This window comes from Enterobacter sp. RHBSTW-00994, assembly GCF_013782625.1.
Classification (GTDB): Bacteria; Pseudomonadota; Gammaproteobacteria; order Enterobacterales; family Enterobacteriaceae; genus Enterobacter.
The window spans coordinates 4,835,652-4,852,265 of sequence record NZ_CP056199.1 but is presented as its reverse complement, the minus strand read 5'-3'; the positions used below and the strand labels follow the sequence as shown (position 1 = coordinate 4,852,265).

Below are 16,614 nucleotides of genomic sequence, written 5' to 3'. Positions count from 1 at the left end.
GAAGTTCTCTATTTTAGCGCCATATTTTGATGATTCAAAAGTGAAGGTGGCTTTTTGTTGTTTGATTATTGAATTCAGTGCCGTTTTTGTTGCTTAATCAATATCAACAGGACGCAGGAGTATAAAAATGAAAACCGCTTATATCGCAAAACAACGCCAGATCAGTTTCGTTAAATCCCATTTTTCTCGTCAGCTGGAAGATAAGCTTGGTCTTATTGAAGTTCAGGCTCCGATCTTAAGCCGGGTAGGTGATGGGACGCAGGATAACCTTTCTGGATGCGAAAAAGCGGTACAGGTAAAGGTGAAAACGCTGCCAGATGCTCAGTTTGAAGTTGTTCATTCACTGGCTAAATGGAAGCGTCAGACACTGGGACAACACGACTTCAGCGCGGGCGAAGGGCTCTACACGCACATGAAAGCCCTTCGCCCCGATGAAGATCGCCTTTCCCCCATTCACTCTGTCTATGTTGACCAGTGGGACTGGGAACGCGTCATGGGCGATGGGGAACGCCATGTCGGCACGCTGAAATCAACCGTTGAAGCGATCTACGCCGGGATCAAAGCCACCGAAACCGCAGTGAGTAAAGAGTTTGGGCTAACCCCGTTTTTGCCGGAAACGATCCATTTTGTTCATAGTCAGGATTTGTTGAGCCGCTTCCCGGATCTGGATGCCAAAGGTCGCGAACGCGCCATTGCGAAAGAGCTGGGTGCTGTATTCCTGATGGGAATCGGTGGCAAGTTGTCGGACGGTAAACGTCACGATGTCCGTGCGCCGGATTACGACGACTGGAGTACAGCGGGTGAGAGGGAATTAGCTGGTCTGAACGGAGACATTCTGGTCTGGAACCCGGTACTTGAAGATGCATTTGAGCTTTCTTCAATGGGGATCCGTGTTGATGCTGAAGCCCTGAAACGTCAACTGGCACTGACCGGCGATGACGACCGTTTGCAGCTGGAGTGGCATCAGGCGTTGCTGCGCGGTGAAATGCCTCAGACGATTGGCGGTGGGATTGGTCAGTCTCGTCTGACGATGTTACTGCTGCAACTGCCGCATATTGGTCAGGTTCAGTGTGGCGTATGGCCGCAGCAGGTGCGCGAAAGCGTCAGTTCTCTTCTTTAATTACCGTTGCCAGCGTCTAAGCAGGCGGCTACGTAACCCGGTATCAAAGCGCCAGATGTGATCGAAAATGCGCATGATGCCGGGTTTTCCATGTGTTGACATGGCTACGGCATGAAAACGATGATGATGTATTCGCTGTAGCTCCTGAACCTTACTGACCACCTCGTCTGGCAGTCGCTGGGCAATAAAATCAGAAATCACGACCGCATCTGCGTCGTACCAGTCTCCGCCTTGCATACGTTCGACAATGCTACGAAAACAGCTGGCCAGATCGGTCCCACCGCGAAAGCGCTGGCTTAAAAAGCGGATTGCTTGCTCAATACCCTGTAGTCCCGTCAGTTCATACCCTACGACTTCGCTGGAGAACAGCATAATGAAGCAGCGTCGTCTGTCGGCGAGTGCCACGCGCATCAGGGCCAGACAGAATGCTTTGGCGCACTGCTCGTTAAAACCGCCCATTGATCCCGATGTATCAACACAGACGATAAAGGGGCCGCGCGGTTGTTCATCAAAATCCTGATGCACAACAGGCCGTTGGCTGATTTTCTCGCGCCAGGCTTCACCGTGCAGCCTGTAGGTCAGCAGTTGCTTCTCCACCAGCCTGCGGTAAAACTCATATTCCAGTTCAGTCATCCCCAGCGTACTGAGCTCTGTTGGCAGGAGGCGCAAAATATCATCGCTTTGCTGCAAGCCATCGACCTGTTCTGGCACGGTGGCGGGTTCACGCACCAGGGTACGGAAGGTTTCCATCGGCGCGTCTTTCTTTGGAACCGATTTTGCCTCTCTGGAGCGACCAAGCTGCTCAGCCAGTTTCATCAATTCTGGTTGCTGTGCCAGGAAATCTCCGTATTTGACGATCAACTGATAATCACCACGCCGTAACTGTCCGGCACTCATATCCCAGAGGCGACCGGCGGCGTTTTCATTTTCCACCAGCACCTGCTCAAGCTGGCCGCTCAGCGTCATACGTTCCTGAACTTCGCTGAGCAACTGCTCACGCTCTTCATCCAGAAGTTGCTGGTTAAGGGTCGTTGCCTGAACCACCAGACTGAGCCGCCAGCGCTGCAAAAACAGTGTATGCAGAGCCGATGTAAAGGTGGCGTTGTCTGTCACCAACGCCCTGGCCTGGCTGGAAAACGGGGAATGTACTTTGTCGAGAAGCGCCAGTGTCTGCGGTAACTGGACGATAAACTGCGGCGTTGAAAGCCGCTGGCACTGCTGATAGCTGGCAACTTCTTCTGTCAGTTCCGTAGGGACTTCGGTTTCTTTGAAACGTTGTCGCAAGTTATCCCGCCAGCGGGGGAGATCGTCGGTCATCGCTTTTTTGAGTTTTGGAAACTTTTCAAAGAAAGCGGCCAGCTGCGGCGAAGCCAGCAACGTAATGACAACCTCCTCGATCAAACCTTCCTCGCTGACCGCCAGCATCATATTGAGCGTATCCAGCGTTAGCATTGACGCGCCTGTTTGATCTGTGCGCTGACATCCTGCAGGCTGGCTTCGATGCGACCTAACCAGTCACTGTGGATAAAGAGGCATTTTTGCTGTTCGCTGAAGCGTGTATGTTGCTGATGCCATTCGGTATCCAGGGCTTCAAGCTGTTGTTTGATCTCGTCAGGCACGTTATCAGACGCCGTTCCCGGAAGCGCAAGACGCGATCCTTGCAAACTGACATCGCGGATCACCAGATGCTGGCTGCTATCGACCTCCAGATTGAGGGGTTGCGCAAAGCCAATACCGTTGAGTTTGCCGCGGATCTCACCACCTTTGTCGAGCCACAGCGTCAGAGCATCGCGCTCAATGGTGATGTGAACCACCTGCATATCGTGGAGCTTCAGAGGCTGCTGAAGCAACAGCGTCAGTGAAGCATTTGTCAATTCAATGGGCAGTTCGTAGTGTGGTTTACGGGCAAACATGCTGCCGAGGCGGTTAACTTTCAGCGCGGTTTTATCACTTTGTTGTTGCTGGAGCTGGATGCGTCTCTGCACAATTGCGCCGAGTTGATTGAGCATCGATTGCTGTCCCCAGGCGTGTCCGGTCATCAATATTTCAAGCTGTTGTTGCATCAGATTCATGCCCTCTGCGTCATGCCACAGGCAATCTTTCAGCAGGATCAGGTCGATAGGGGCGACGGCTTCGCGGCCACTAAACAGGGCACTTGCCTGCAACAGGCGAATCGCTTTTTTCCAGCGACGATCAGAGACATACGGTGCTGAGGGTAGCAAATCAAGTTGCTGGCGCAGCATGAAAATGAGCTCAAAGACGGCATCCGGGAGTGCGATCTTCCCGATATCCTTCTGCCACTGGTGATACTCTTCGTCAGTCACCTGAAGTGAAGCCGATACCGGATTTTCATTCTCATCCTGTTGGCTTATCAGCATGGAACGGAAGTTCGATTTATCCTGCACTTTATCCAGCCACAGGCGTATCAACATTCGGTCATACAGCGCTTCAAGGCTGCTGTCAGCTTCCGGGAGTTCATTCGACGCAGCCACCAGCAAACGCATCGGGATTTTTTCTTCGTATGCGCCATTTCGGAATCGCCGTTCGTTTATTGCGGTCAGCAGGGTATTCAGGATCGCAGGACCTGCTTTCCAGATTTCATCGAGGAAGACTATTTCAGCTTCAGGAAGATAGCCTTCCGTCAGACGCTGATAACGCCCTTCATCTTTTAGTGCCTGGATGGAGAGGGGGCCAAATACCTCCTCAGGTGTCGAGAATCGGGTCATCAGGTATTCGAACGCACGTGCGTTCTGGAAGGCAAATTTAAGCCGACGGGCAATCAGACTTTTCGCAATACCCGGAGGACCGAGCAAAAAGACGCTTTCGCCGCTTAACGCCGCCAGCAAACACAGGCGGATCGCGTGGCTACGCTCGAAAAGGCCTTTTTCCAGCGCACTGCTGAGGCGGGAAATTCTTTCTGCTAATAAATGTGAGTGAGCCATAATAGTTTTGCATCCTTTCGCCGTTGTGGCGGCCAATTGAAGCGAGTATAGACGTTTCGGTCAGGGCTGGTAATAGACTGAAGTGCGGCGCTATTTTCTTTGCGCTACATTAACGTGGTTGCATTTAGGGGTACGATTTTGCAATTAATCGTGCATACTGTGCGCTTTTTGTGGGCCAAGGGACTAAGCACACATTTGTTATACAAACGAAAAGACTAGTCTATGAGCACTGATAATAAGCAATCATTACCCGCAATAACGCTTGCGGCTATCGGGGTTGTCTACGGTGATATCGGCACCAGCCCGCTTTATACGCTTCGTGAATGTCTGTCCGGTCAGTTTGGTTTTGGAGTTGAACGAGATGCCGTTTTTGGCTTTTTGTCACTCATTTTCTGGCTGCTGATCCTTGTTGTTTCAGTTAAATATTTATCTTTTGTTATGCGTGCGGATAACGCCGGTGAAGGCGGTATTCTGACGCTGATGTCGCTTGCTGGGCGGAATACCTCAGCCAGAATGACGTCGGTCCTGGTTATCATCGGCCTGATTGGCGGCAGCTTCTTCTATGGGGAAGTCGTGATTACGCCTGCCATTTCGGTTCTGTCGGCAATAGAAGGGCTTGAGATTATTGCGCCGCAGCTCGATACCTGGGTTGTGCCGCTCGCTATCATTGTTCTGACACTGCTGTTTGCAATTCAGAAACATGGCACAGGGCTGGTGGGTAAGCTGTTCGCGCCGATCATGCTGGCCTGGTTCCTGATCCTGGCTGCTCTGGGTTTACGCAGTATTATTGCCAACCCTGAAGTGTTGCATGCGCTGAATCCTCTCTGGGCGGTGAATTTCTTCCTGGAATATAAAGTAGTTTCGTTTGTGGCACTGGGTGCAGTGGTGCTTTCTATCACGGGTGTTGAAGCGCTGTATGCGGACATGGGGCACTTTGGTAAGCTGCCGATCCGCGTGGCCTGGTTTTCGGTGGTTCTGCCCTCGCTGGTGCTGAACTACTTTGGTCAGGGGGCGTTGTTGCTTAAACATCCGGAGGCCATTAAAAACCCCTTCTTCCTGCTGGCGCCCGACTGGGCCTTGGTTCCGATGTTGATCCTCGCCACTCTGGCGACGGTCATTGCATCTCAGGCGGTGATTTCCGGTGTCTTCTCACTGACGCGTCAGGCTGTTCGTCTGGGCTATCTCTCTCCAATGAGGATTATCCATACCTCTGAAATGGAGTCGGGTCAGATCTACATTCCTTTCATTAACTGGTTGCTCTATTTTGCCGTGGTGATTGTGATTGTCAGCTTTGAACACTCCAGTAACCTGGCTGCGGCATACGGTATTGCCGTGACGGGAACCATGGTACTGACGTCTATTCTTTCCACCACAGTGGCGTACCGAAACTGGCACTGGAATAAATTCCTTGTAGCGATGATTCTAGTGGGCTTCCTGTGCATCGATGTTCCTCTGTTCTCTGCTAACCTCGATAAGATCGTCTCGGGTGGCTGGTTACCGCTGACGCTGGGACTGGTCATGTTCATTGTCATGACGACGTGGAAGAGCGAGCGTTTCCGGCTGTTGCGCCGTATGCATGAGCACGGTAACTCTCTGGAAGCGATGATTGCGTCTCTGGAGAAATCTCCGCCGGTTCGAGTGCCAGGCACGGCGGTATATATGTCCCGTGCGTTGAACGTGATTCCCTTTGCGCTAATGCATAACCTCAAACACAACAAAGTGCTGCATGAGCGCGTCATTCTGCTGACGTTGCGTACTGAAGATGCGCCGTATGTGCACAACGTACGCCGTGTGCAGATTGAACAGCTATCGCCGACGTTCTGGCGCGTGGTGGCCAGCTACGGTTGGCGCGAAACGCCAAATGTGGAAGAGGTGTTCCACCGTTGTGGCCTTGAAGGCTTAAGCTGCCGCATGATGGAGACTTCGTTCTTTATGTCGCATGAGTCGCTGATTATCGGTAAACGACCATGGTATCTGCGTCTGCGTGGCAAGTTGTATTTGATTCTGCAACGCAATGCCCTACGTGCGCCAGACCAGTTTGAAATTCCACCTAACCGTGTGATTGAACTGGGTACTCAAGTCGAAATTTAAATCACTAAAAAGGCCGGGTAGTGCTTTGCATACCCGGCCAGTCTTGTCCAAAGACCGTTGCCTTCCCTCTGCTGTTTGACATTCCTCCCCTCTCTTCATATTTCACTTAGCGAAACGTTTCGACGTTGATCACAAATCTGTTACGTCGTGATGGTTTTATGAACACTCTTGAGACTAAACTGATTTCAGCGAAACGTTTCGCTAGTGGAGCAAGAAAATGAAGAAAGGCACAGTACTCAATTCTGAAATCTCATCGGTTATTTCCCGTCTTGGGCATACCGATACGCTGGTGGTTTGCGATGCAGGCTTGCCAGTTCCGCGCAGTACAACCCGTATTGATATGGCATTAACGCAAGGTGTTCCGTCGTTTATGCAGGTACTGGAAGTGGTTACCGCGGAGATGCAGGTTGAGACGGCCATTCTCGCTACGGAGATTAAACAACATAATCCGCAACTCCACGAAACGTTGCTCAGCCATATTGAGCAACTGCAACAACACCAGGGAAACACCATAGAAATTCGTTACACAACGCACGAACAGTTCAAACAACAAACCGCAGACAGTCAGGCGGTGATTCGCAGCGGGGAGTGTTCCCCGTATGCGAATATCATTCTCTGTGCTGGCGTCACGTTCTGAGGCCATCATGGACGCATTATTGCAACTCAAAGGGATCGATAAGTCGTTCCCTGGCGTAAAAGCGCTCTCCGGTGCTGCGTTAAATGTCTACTCCGGGCGTGTCATGGCGCTGGTAGGTGAAAACGGCGCGGGCAAATCCACCATGATGAAAGTGCTCACCGGCATCTATCAACGCGATGCGGGTTCCTTGTCATGGTTGGGTAAAGAAACCACCTTCAACGGCCCCAAGTCGTCTCAGGAAGCGGGTATCGGCATTATCCATCAGGAACTGAACCTGATCCCGCAGCTCACCATTGCTGAAAACATCTTCCTCGGACGCGAGTTCGTAAACCGATTTGGCAAAATCGACTGGAAAACGATGTATGCCGAAGCAGACAAGCTGCTGTCGAAGCTGAATCTGCGCTTTAAGAGCGACAGGCTGGTGGGGGATCTCTCCATTGGCGATCAGCAAATGGTCGAGATCGCCAAAGTGCTCAGCTTTGAGTCGAAGGTCATCATTATGGATGAACCGACGGACGCGCTTACCGATACCGAAACCGAATCCTTGTTCCGTGTTATCCGCGAGCTGAAATCGCAGGGGCGCGGGATTGTCTATATCTCTCACCGTATGAAAGAGATATTTGAAATCTGCGACGACGTCACCGTGTTCCGTGATGGGCAGTTTATTGCCGAGCGTGAGGTTGCCTCGTTAACCGAAGATTCCCTCATTGAAATGATGGTGGGGCGTAAACTTGAAGATCAGTATCCGCGTCTCGATAAAGCACCTGGTGACATCCGTCTCAAGGTCGATAATCTCTGCGGGCCTGGTGTGCATGATGTCTCCTTTACGCTGCGTCAGGGTGAAATCCTGGGGGTCGCTGGCTTAATGGGGGCTGGCCGTACCGAGTTGATGAAGGTGCTGTATGGCGCACTGCCACGTACCAGTGGTTATGTCACTCTCGATGGTCATGAAGTAGTCACTCGCTCTCCACAAGATGGCCTGGCAAATGGCATCGTCTATATTTCTGAAGACCGTAAACGTGACGGTTTAGTGCTCGGTATGTCGGTGAAAGAGAACATGTCTCTCACCGCGCTACGCTACTTCAGCCATAACGGCGGTAGCCTGAAGCATAAAGATGAGCAGCAAGCGGTAAGCGATTTTATTCGCCTCTTTAATGTGAAAACGCCATCGATGGATCAGGCGATTGGCCTGTTGTCTGGCGGTAATCAGCAAAAAGTGGCGATAGCTCGTGGCCTGATGACGCGCCCGAAAGTGCTGATCCTTGATGAGCCAACCCGCGGTGTTGATGTGGGTGCTAAGAAAGAGATTTATCAGCTTATAAATCAGTTTAAGGCCGACGGCCTGAGCATCATTCTGGTCTCATCGGAGATGCCAGAAGTATTAGGCATGAGCGATCGTATTATCGTTATGCATGAAGGGCATCTCGGCGGTGAATTCACTCGCGAGCAGGCCACCCAGGAAGTTCTGATGGCTGCCGCTGTGGGCAAGCTTAATCGCGTGAATCAGGAGTAAGAAGATGACTACCCAGGCTGTTTCTGGTCGCCGTTATTTCACTAAGGCATGGCTATTGGAACAAAAATCGCTGATTGCCCTGCTGGTGCTGATCGCGATTGTCTCCACCATGAGCCCTAACTTTTTTACCGTAAATAACCTGTTCAACATTCTTCAGCAGACCTCCGTTAACGCCATTATGGCGGTTGGGATGACGCTGGTGATTTTGACTTCGGGTATCGATCTGTCCGTCGGTTCCCTGCTGGCGCTCACCGGTGCGATTGCCGCTTCAATTGTAGGGATTGAAGTCAACGCGCTGGTGGCCGTTGCAGCTGCACTGGTAGCTGGCGCGGCGATTGGTGCTGTTACCGGGGTGATCGTGGCGAAAGGTCGTGTACAGGCATTCATTGCGACGCTGGTCATGATGCTGCTGCTGCGTGGCGTGACGATGGTGTACACCAATGGAAGCCCGGTGAATACCGGCTTTACGGACAATGCCGATCTGTTTGGTTGGTTCGGTATCGGTCGCCCACTGGGTATCCCGACGCCAGTCTGGATCATGGGTATTGTCTTCCTGGCAGCTTGGTACATGCTGCACCACACGCGTATGGGTCGTTATATCTATGCGCTGGGCGGTAACGAGGCGGCGACACGTCTGTCCGGTATCAGCGTCAATAAAGTCAAAATTATCGTCTATTCGCTGTGCGGTTTGCTGGCATCGCTTGCCGGTATTATCGAAGTAGCGCGTCTCTCTTCTGCGCAGCCGACAGCGGGTACGGGTTATGAGCTGGATGCCATTGCAGCCGTTGTGCTGGGTGGGACGAGTCTCGCGGGTGGTAAAGGTCGTATTGTTGGGACATTGATCGGCGCACTGATTCTCGGTTTCTTGAATAATGGTTTGAATTTATTAGGTGTTTCCTCCTATTACCAGATGATCGTTAAAGCGGTGGTAATTTTGCTGGCGGTACTGGTAGACAACAAAAAACAGTAACTGACGACACTACAGGACATCTCTGATATGAACATGAAAAAACTGGCTACCCTGGTTTCTGCTGTCGCGCTGAGCGCAACTGTAAGTGCTAACGCAATGGCAAAAGACACCATCGCGCTGGTCATCTCCACGCTGAACAACCCATTCTTTGTTTCCCTGAAGGATGGCGCACAGAAAGAAGCGGACAAGCTGGGTTACAACCTGGTTGTGCTGGATTCTCAGAATAACCCGGCGAAAGAGCTGGCTAACGTTCAGGACTTAACTGTTCGTGGCACTAAAATTCTGTTGATCAACCCGACTGATTCCGATGCCGTGGGTAACGCCGTTAAGATGGCTAACCAGGCGAAAATTCCGGTCATTACCCTGGACCGTCAGGCTTCTAAAGGTGAAGTCGTTAGCCACATTGCGTCAGATAACGTGCTGGGCGGCAAAATTGCGGGTGATTACATCGCGAAGAAAGCCGGTGAAGGTGCGAAAGTTATCGAACTGCAAGGGATTGCCGGTACGTCTGCTGCGCGTGAGCGTGGTGAAGGTTTCCAGCAGGCTGTTGCCGCACACAAGTTTAATGTTCTGGCCAGCCAACCCGCAGATTTCGACCGTACTAAAGGTCTGAACGTAATGCAGAACCTGCTGACTGCGCATCCGGACGTGCAGGCTGTTTTCGCACAGAACGATGAAATGGCGCTGGGTGCACTGCGTGCGCTGCAGACTGCCGGTAAATCTGATGTGATGGTTGTCGGATTTGATGGCACTCCAGATGGTGAAAAAGCAGTAAATGATGGCAAACTGGCTGCGACCATCGCTCAGTTGCCAGAGCAGATCGGCGCAACAGGCGTACAGACTGCAGACAAAGTGCTGAAGGGCGAAAAAGTTCAGGCCAAATATCCAGTTGACCTGAAACTGGTCATCAAGCAGTAATAGGCGATTCAGGTCGCCAGTTGCGGCCTGAGGGACACCATATAAAAGAAAAGTGTGGCATACGCCACCGGGTAACACCGGTGGCGCTCTCAGATGGACACCTCATACATGAAAACCGCAGGCAACCTCGTCGTCCTTGGCAGCATCAATGCCGATCACATTCTTAACCTTGAAACGTTCCCCACTCCGGGTGAAACCGTCACAGGCAATCAATACCAGGTCGCTTTCGGCGGCAAAGGCGCTAACCAGGCCGTAGCTGCCGGGCGCAGCGGTGCAAAGATTGCTTTTATCGCCTGTACGGGTGATGACGACACCGGTGAGCGAGTACGTAAACAGCTGGCAAGCGACAATATTGATATCGCTCCGGTAAGCGTGGTTGAAAGGGAATCTACCGGGGTAGCGCTGATTTTTGTTAACGCGGAAGGTGAGAATGTTATCGGTATTCATGCCGGGGCCAATGCGGCGCTGACTCTCGAACGTGTAGAGGCGCAGCGTGACATGATTGCCAGTGCTGAAGCTCTGCTGATGCAACTGGAATCACCTGTCGAGAGTGTGCTTGCGGCAGCCAAAATAGCGCATGAAAATCATACCACTGTCGTACTTAATCCCGCGCCTGCCCGTGTATTATCAGATGAATTACTGGCGCTGGTGGACATCATCACACCTAACGAAACCGAAGCTGAAAAGTTGACGGGGATCCGTGTTGAAAACGACGAAGACGCAGCACATGCGGCTCAGGCGTTGCACAATAAAGGCATCAGTACGGTAATCATCACGCTCGGTAGTCGTGGTGTCTGGGCAAGTGTAAACGGCGAAGGTCGCCGGGTTCCTGGCTTTAAGGTCAAAGCTATCGATACCATTGCAGCAGGCGATACCTTTAATGGGGCGCTGGTTACCGCGTTGCTGGAAGGGTCATCTTTAGATAGCGCAATCCGTTTCGCACATGCTGCCGCGGCAATAGCGGTCACGCGCAAAGGGGCTCAACCTTCTGTTCCGTGGCGCAAAGAGATTGATGAATTCTTGAGTCAGCAGGGGTAACGCTTGGCCACAATGAAAGATGTCGCCCGCGTCGCGGGCGTTTCTACGTCGACAGTCTCTCACGTCATTAATAACGATCGCTTTGTCAGTGAGGCGATTCGGGAGAAAGTTGAAGCTGCAGTCAAAGATCTTAACTATGCGCCGTCTGCACTGGCACGTAGCCTCAAGCTCAACCAGACGCGCACCATTGGTATGCTTATTACCGCCAGTACTAACCCTTTTTATTCTGAGCTGGTTCGCGGCGTAGAGCGCAGTTGCTTTGAGCGCGGTTATAGTCTGGTGCTGTGTAACACTGAGGGCGATGAACAGCGCATGAACCGTAATCTGGAAACGCTGATGCAAAAACGCGTTGATGGATTATTACTGCTCTGCACCGAAACCCATCAGCCATCGAAAGAGATTATGCAGCGCTATCCCTCTGTACCAACGGTAATGATGGACTGGGCGCCCTTTGACGGAACCAGCGATTTGATTCAGGACAACTCATTGTTGGGTGGTGATATGGCAACCCAACATCTGATTGATAAGGGATATACCCGAATTGCCTGCATTACTGGGCCTCTGGATAAAACACCGGCGCGTTTGCGTCTTGAAGGGTATCTTTCCGCGATGGAGCGGGCGGGGATTTCTATCCCTGATGGGTATCGCATCACGGGTGATTTCGAATTTAACGGTGGCTTTGAGGCGATGCAGACTCTTCTGGCGCAAGAGCTACGTCCACAGGCGGTCTTTATCGGCAACGATGCGATGGCATTTGGGGCATATCAGGCGTTGTACCAGGCGGGATTACGTGTTCCGGACGATATGGCCATCATTGGCTATGATGATATTGAACTAGCGCGTTACATGACGCCGCCGCTGACAACGATTCATCAACCGAAAGATGAACTGGGCGAGTTGGCTATCGACGTGTTGATTCACCGAATGGCGCAACCCGCCTTGCAACAGCAGCGCTTACAACTTACTCCTGTTCTGATGGAACGCGGGTCTGTTTCGACGGGTGGCGATCTTTAATCATGTTCCGGCCATCTTTCGGCTTTAACAGCATGAAGACCAGAGCAGAGACAACGGTAATCCCCCCCATCGTTATAAAGGTATAGTGAAACTGTTCCACTGTGTTGGTTCCTTCAATACCTTCATAAATGCGCAGCACCGCTGCACTTACCGCAACACCTAAACTGATCGACAACTGTTGGGTAACAGCCAGTACGCTGTTGCCACTGCTGGCGTTCTCGTCGGAAAGATCCGCAAGCGTGATGGTATTCATCGAGGTGAACTGGGTGGACATCGCCATACCTAAAATAAAGAGTGGCAGAATCAACATCCATACCGGCAAAGCCGCAGACTGAAGTGAGAACTGCGCAATCATGATGCCTATAAATATTGTGATACCAACCAACGTCTTTCTATAACCCAACATGCGCAGGACTTGCGTCACGAGTGATTTTGCCAGGATTGAACCCACCGCGGTCGGGGCCATCATGCAACCTGCGATCAGGGCCGGATAACCAAACCCCACTTGTAGCATCAGTGGCATCAAAAAGGGCACACATCCGGTTCCGAGGCGTGAGGCAATATTCCCGGCGATGCCGACGGAGAAGGTCCGAGTGCGAAAAAGGGAAAGTGAAATCAGGGGGGCGGGATGGCGACGTGCGTGACGAATGTAGAACAATAAAAGCAGAATGCCGCTCAGGATGATGGACAGCGCAATCCATGTCGCCACGATTTTCTCGCCAAATAATTCCATTCCGCTGGAGAAGAGTACCAGGCTCAGACCAAACAGGAAAAAACCGCCCATATCAAAGCGACGTTTTGGCGTCGTGAAGTTCGGCATATATTTCCGGGCATAGCAAAGACCCGCTACACCAATCGGAATGTTAATCAGGAATATCCAGTGCCAGCTTGCCCATGTCACTAATACACCACCAAGAACCGGGCCAAGGATGGGGCCAACCAGTCCAGGCATGGTGACAAAGTTAAGCACAGGCAACAGTTCACTGCGGGGATAGGCACGAAGTAACGCCAGACGCGCTACCGGCATCATCATGGCGCCGCCAATCCCTTGCAGTACGCGAAAGATTACAAGCTCCGTGAGGGATGTCGACAACGCACAGGCGAATGAACCCAGCGTAAAGAGCGTGACCGCAACCATAAACACCCGGCGAGTGCCGAAACGGTCGGCCAGCCAGCCACTGACGGGTATCAGCATTGCAACAGTAAGCGTGTAACTAATGATAGCGGACTGCATGGCCAGTGGGGAACGGTTGAGGCTTTGTGCAATGTCGGGGAGTGCGGTGTTAAGGATGGTGGCATCCAATGCCTGCATAAAGAACGCCATGGCTGCAATCCACGGTAAACCGGCCATGCTGCGTGCTTTTCTTTCAGTCATTTATTTACCTGCTGCTGATTGGGTGCGCTCAATAATGCCTGGCACGCACTCAGTGCCTGTTGTCCGTCACTATCCTGAATCGCATCAACGATGGCCTGGTGTAGATCCAGCTTCACCACCTCATCTTGCGTAATAGAGGTAAAATACGTGCGGTATACCGAATGGAATAAAGATGCGAAAGACGTAAGAAACGGATTTCCGCTCATCATGTAGATATGTTCATGCCATGCCATATCAACTTCAATCCAGCGCTCGCGATTGAAATGCTGCTTCAGAAATGTCATCTCTTCCATGAGTATATTGAGTTGCGCTTTTTGCTCAGTGTTGCCAAGGATTGCTGCAAGCAGACAGGCCTGAGGCTCAAGACTACTGCGCATAACCAGAAAATGTTCGACAACCTGGTGAAAGTTATCTTCAGTCATCCACCAGGACAGTAATTCCTGATCGAGAAAGTTCCAGTTACTTTGCGGCATGACGCGTGTACCGATGCGTGGACGCGGAAGGACCATGCCTTTTGCCGTGAGTGTTTTGACGGCTTCACGTACGGCTGTGCGACTTACGCCAAACTGCTCACCGAGATCCATTTCCCCTGGCAAGATACTCCCGGGTGCATATTTTCCTGCCAGGATCCGCTGAGCCAGTTTCTCTGCCAGCACATAAGAGAGGTTTTTTTGTGCCGCCAGCTGTTGTGCAGTTAAGGACATATTTCTTTTTCCTTAATGATTCATGCTGGTAAGTATGCCATCTGGAGTGTGATTGTGGTTTCAAATACATCAAATAGAACAATTTGTAGCTTGCTGAAGTCAGTTTTGGTGAAAAAAAACGCGACTGGAAGTTTTTTTTAAATTTACTCTTGTCACTGGCGAATAACTCCCTATAATGCGCCTCCACTGACACGGAACAACGGCTTACAGGCCGCCGGGTTAGCGGGGTTCAGAGATGAACGCCGGCAGAGAAAAGCGAAAATAAACGCTTGACTCTGAATGAGGAAAACGTATTATACGGGACCTCGCAACGGTGAGCGAAAGCCGCGTTGCACTGCTCTTTAACAATTTATCAGACAATCTGTGTGGGCACTCAAAGTGACATGGATTCTTGACGTCGCAAGACGAAAAATGAATACCAAGTCTCTGAGTGAACATACGTAATTCATTACGAAGTTTAATTCACGAGCATCAAACTTAAATTGAAGAGTTTGATCATGGCTCAGATTGAACGCTGGCGGCAGGCCTAACACATGCAAGTCGGGCGGTAACACAGGGAGCTTGCTCCCGGGTGACGAGCGGCGGACGGGTGAGTAATGTCTGGGAAACTGCCTGATGGAGGGGGATAACTACTGGAAACGGTAGCTAATACCGCATAATGTCGCAAGACCAAAGAGGGGGACCTTCGGGCCTCTTGCCATCAGATGTGCCCAGATGGGATTAGCTAGTAGGTGGGGTAATGGCTCACCTAGGCGACGATCCCTAGCTGGTCTGAGAGGATGACCAGCCACACTGGAACTGAGACACGGTCCAGACTCCTACGGGAGGCAGCAGTGGGGAATATTGCACAATGGGCGCAAGCCTGATGCAGCCATGCCGCGTGTATGAAGAAGGCCTTCGGGTTGTAAAGTACTTTCAGCGGGGAGGAAGGCGTTGTGGTTAATAACCACAGCGATTGACGTTACCCGCAGAAGAAGCACCGGCTAACTCCGTGCCAGCAGCCGCGGTAATACGGAGGGTGCAAGCGTTAATCGGAATTACTGGGCGTAAAGCGCACGCAGGCGGTCTGTCAAGTCGGATGTGAAATCCCCGGGCTCAACCTGGGAACTGCATTCGAAACTGGCAGGCTAGAGTCTTGTAGAGGGGGGTAGAATTCCAGGTGTAGCGGTGAAATGCGTAGAGATCTGGAGGAATACCGGTGGCGAAGGCGGCCCCCTGGACAAAGACTGACGCTCAGGTGCGAAAGCGTGGGGAGCAAACAGGATTAGATACCCTGGTAGTCCACGCCGTAAACGATGTCGACTTGGAGGTTGTTCCCTTGAGGAGTGGCTTCCGGAGCTAACGCGTTAAGTCGACCGCCTGGGGAGTACGGCCGCAAGGTTAAAACTCAAATGAATTGACGGGGGCCCGCACAAGCGGTGGAGCATGTGGTTTAATTCGATGCAACGCGAAGAACCTTACCTACTCTTGACATCCACGGAATTTAGCAGAGATGCTTTAGTGCCTTCGGGAACCGTGAGACAGGTGCTGCATGGCTGTCGTCAGCTCGTGTTGTGAAATGTTGGGTTAAGTCCCGCAACGAGCGCAACCCTTATCCTTTGTTGCCAGCGGCTAGGCCGGGAACTCAAAGGAGACTGCCAGTGATAAACTGGAGGAAGGTGGGGATGACGTCAAGTCATCATGGCCCTTACGAGTAGGGCTACACACGTGCTACAATGGCATATACAAAGAGAAGCGACCTCGCGAGAGCAAGCGGACCTCATAAAGTATGTCGTAGTCCGGATTGGAGTCTGCAACTCGACTCCATGAAGTCGGAATCGCTAGTAATCGTAGATCAGAATGCTACGGTGAATACGTTCCCGGGCCTTGTACACACCGCCCGTCACACCATGGGAGTGGGTTGCAAAAGAAGTAGGTAGCTTAACCTTCGGGAGGGCGCTTACCACTTTGTGATTCATGACTGGGGTGAAGTCGTAACAAGGTAACCGTAGGGGAACCTGCGGTTGGATCACCTCCTTACCTTAAAGAACCTGCCTTTGTAGTGTCCACACAGATTGTCTGATGAAAAATAAGCAGTAAAGAATCTCTGCAGGCTTGTAGCTCAGGTGGTTAGAGCGCACCCCTGATAAGGGTGAGGTCGGTGGTTCAAGTCCACTCAGGCCTACCAAAATCCTTATGAACAAGGATGAGCGGTACAGAGATTAGTCTTTCGATGGGGTTATAGCTCAGCTGGGAGAGCGCCTGCCTTGCACGCAGGAGGTCTGCGGTTCGATCCCGCATAGCTCCACCATC

12 protein-coding genes, 2 tRNA genes and 1 rRNA gene are annotated in these 16,614 nt (G+C 51.7%); 11 read left to right on the top strand and 4 right to left on the bottom strand.

The window, feature by feature from the left end; genetic code table 11:
• Window positions 1-127 precede the first annotated feature (127 nt).
• Window positions 128-1,120, top strand: coding sequence for an aspartate--ammonia ligase (asnA, locus tag HV346_RS23115; protein WP_181621581.1), 993 nt, complete (start codon window positions 128-130; stop codon window positions 1,118-1,120).
• Here the strand turns inward: asnA and viaA are convergent, their stop codons facing one another.
• Together viaA and ravA are read right to left on the bottom strand one after the other, a co-directional pair.
• Window positions 1,121-2,572, bottom strand: a complete 1,452-nt coding sequence (viaA, locus tag HV346_RS23110; protein WP_181621580.1) for an ATPase RavA stimulator ViaA — start codon at window positions 2,570-2,572, stop codon at window positions 1,121-1,123.
• Entirely contained in the window at window positions 2,566-4,062 is a 1,497-nt protein-coding gene (gene ravA, locus HV346_RS23105; RefSeq protein ID WP_181621579.1) for an ATPase RavA, read from the bottom strand. Before ravA ends, viaA begins: the two co-directional genes overlap by 7 nt.
• Window positions 4,063-4,284: 222 nt before the next feature.
• Here ravA and kup point away from each other — a divergent pair, with 222 nt between their 5' ends.
• The 7 genes from kup (at window position 4,285) to rbsR (ending at window position 12,243) form a co-directional block, all read left to right on the top strand.
• Window positions 4,285-6,153 (top strand): low affinity potassium transporter Kup, encoded by a 1,869-nt coding sequence (gene kup / locus HV346_RS23100; RefSeq protein WP_181621578.1) that lies wholly within the window; start codon window positions 4,285-4,287, stop codon window positions 6,151-6,153.
• Window positions 6,154-6,370: 217 nt separating this feature from the next.
• On the top strand, window positions 6,371-6,790 hold the full coding sequence (gene rbsD, locus HV346_RS23095) for a D-ribose pyranase (RefSeq protein ID WP_181621576.1): 420 nt from the start codon (window positions 6,371-6,373) through the stop codon (window positions 6,788-6,790).
• 7 nt (window positions 6,791-6,797) lie between these two features.
• Entirely contained in the window at window positions 6,798-8,303 is a 1,506-nt protein-coding gene (gene rbsA / locus HV346_RS23090) for a ribose ABC transporter ATP-binding protein RbsA (protein ID WP_181623862.1), read from the top strand.
• Window positions 8,304-8,307: 4 nt separating this feature from the next.
• Window positions 8,308-9,273: a ribose ABC transporter permease gene (rbsC, locus tag HV346_RS23085; protein WP_181621575.1), complete on the top strand. Its 966-nt coding sequence runs from the start codon at window positions 8,308-8,310 to the stop codon at window positions 9,271-9,273.
• Between the two features lie 27 nt (window positions 9,274-9,300).
• A complete protein-coding gene (gene rbsB, locus HV346_RS23080) occupies window positions 9,301-10,191 on the top strand; it encodes a ribose ABC transporter substrate-binding protein RbsB (protein WP_014072425.1) in 891 nt (296 codons plus the stop codon).
• Between the two features lie 108 nt (window positions 10,192-10,299).
• Window positions 10,300-11,229, top strand: a complete 930-nt coding sequence (gene rbsK / locus HV346_RS23075) for a ribokinase (RefSeq protein ID WP_181623861.1) — start codon at window positions 10,300-10,302, stop codon at window positions 11,227-11,229.
• A 3-nt stretch (window positions 11,230-11,232) separates the two neighbouring features.
• Window positions 11,233-12,243, top strand: coding sequence for a ribose operon transcriptional repressor RbsR (rbsR, locus tag HV346_RS23070; RefSeq protein WP_181621573.1), 1,011 nt, complete (start codon window positions 11,233-11,235; stop codon window positions 12,241-12,243).
• Here rbsR and mdtD read toward each other — a convergent pair.
• Both mdtD and HV346_RS23060 read right to left on the bottom strand, forming a co-directional pair.
• The gene (mdtD, locus tag HV346_RS23065; protein WP_181621572.1) at window positions 12,191-13,618 is read right to left on the bottom strand and encodes a multidrug transporter subunit MdtD; all 1,428 of its coding nucleotides are present in this window, start codon (window positions 13,616-13,618) and stop codon (window positions 12,191-12,193) included. The genes rbsR and mdtD overlap by 53 nt on opposite strands.
• A complete protein-coding gene (locus HV346_RS23060; protein ID WP_181621570.1) occupies window positions 13,615-14,322 on the bottom strand; it encodes a FadR/GntR family transcriptional regulator in 708 nt (235 codons plus the stop codon). The genes mdtD and HV346_RS23060 overlap by 4 nt, the downstream gene beginning before the upstream one ends.
• Window positions 14,323-14,801: 479 nt before the next feature.
• On the opposite strand from HV346_RS23060, the gene HV346_RS23055 reads away from it, so the two are divergent.
• The 3 genes from HV346_RS23055 to HV346_RS23045 all read left to right on the top strand — a co-directional run bounded on the left by HV346_RS23055 (window position 14,802) and on the right by HV346_RS23045 (window position 16,612).
• Window positions 14,802-16,341, top strand: a 16S ribosomal RNA gene (locus tag HV346_RS23055).
• A gap of 71 nt (window positions 16,342-16,412) precedes the next feature.
• Window positions 16,413-16,489 (top strand) — tRNA-Ile (locus HV346_RS23050).
• Window positions 16,490-16,536: 47 nt separating this feature from the next.
• Window positions 16,537-16,612, top strand: a tRNA-Ala gene (locus HV346_RS23045).
• The last annotated feature ends 2 nt before the right edge of the window (window positions 16,613-16,614 follow it).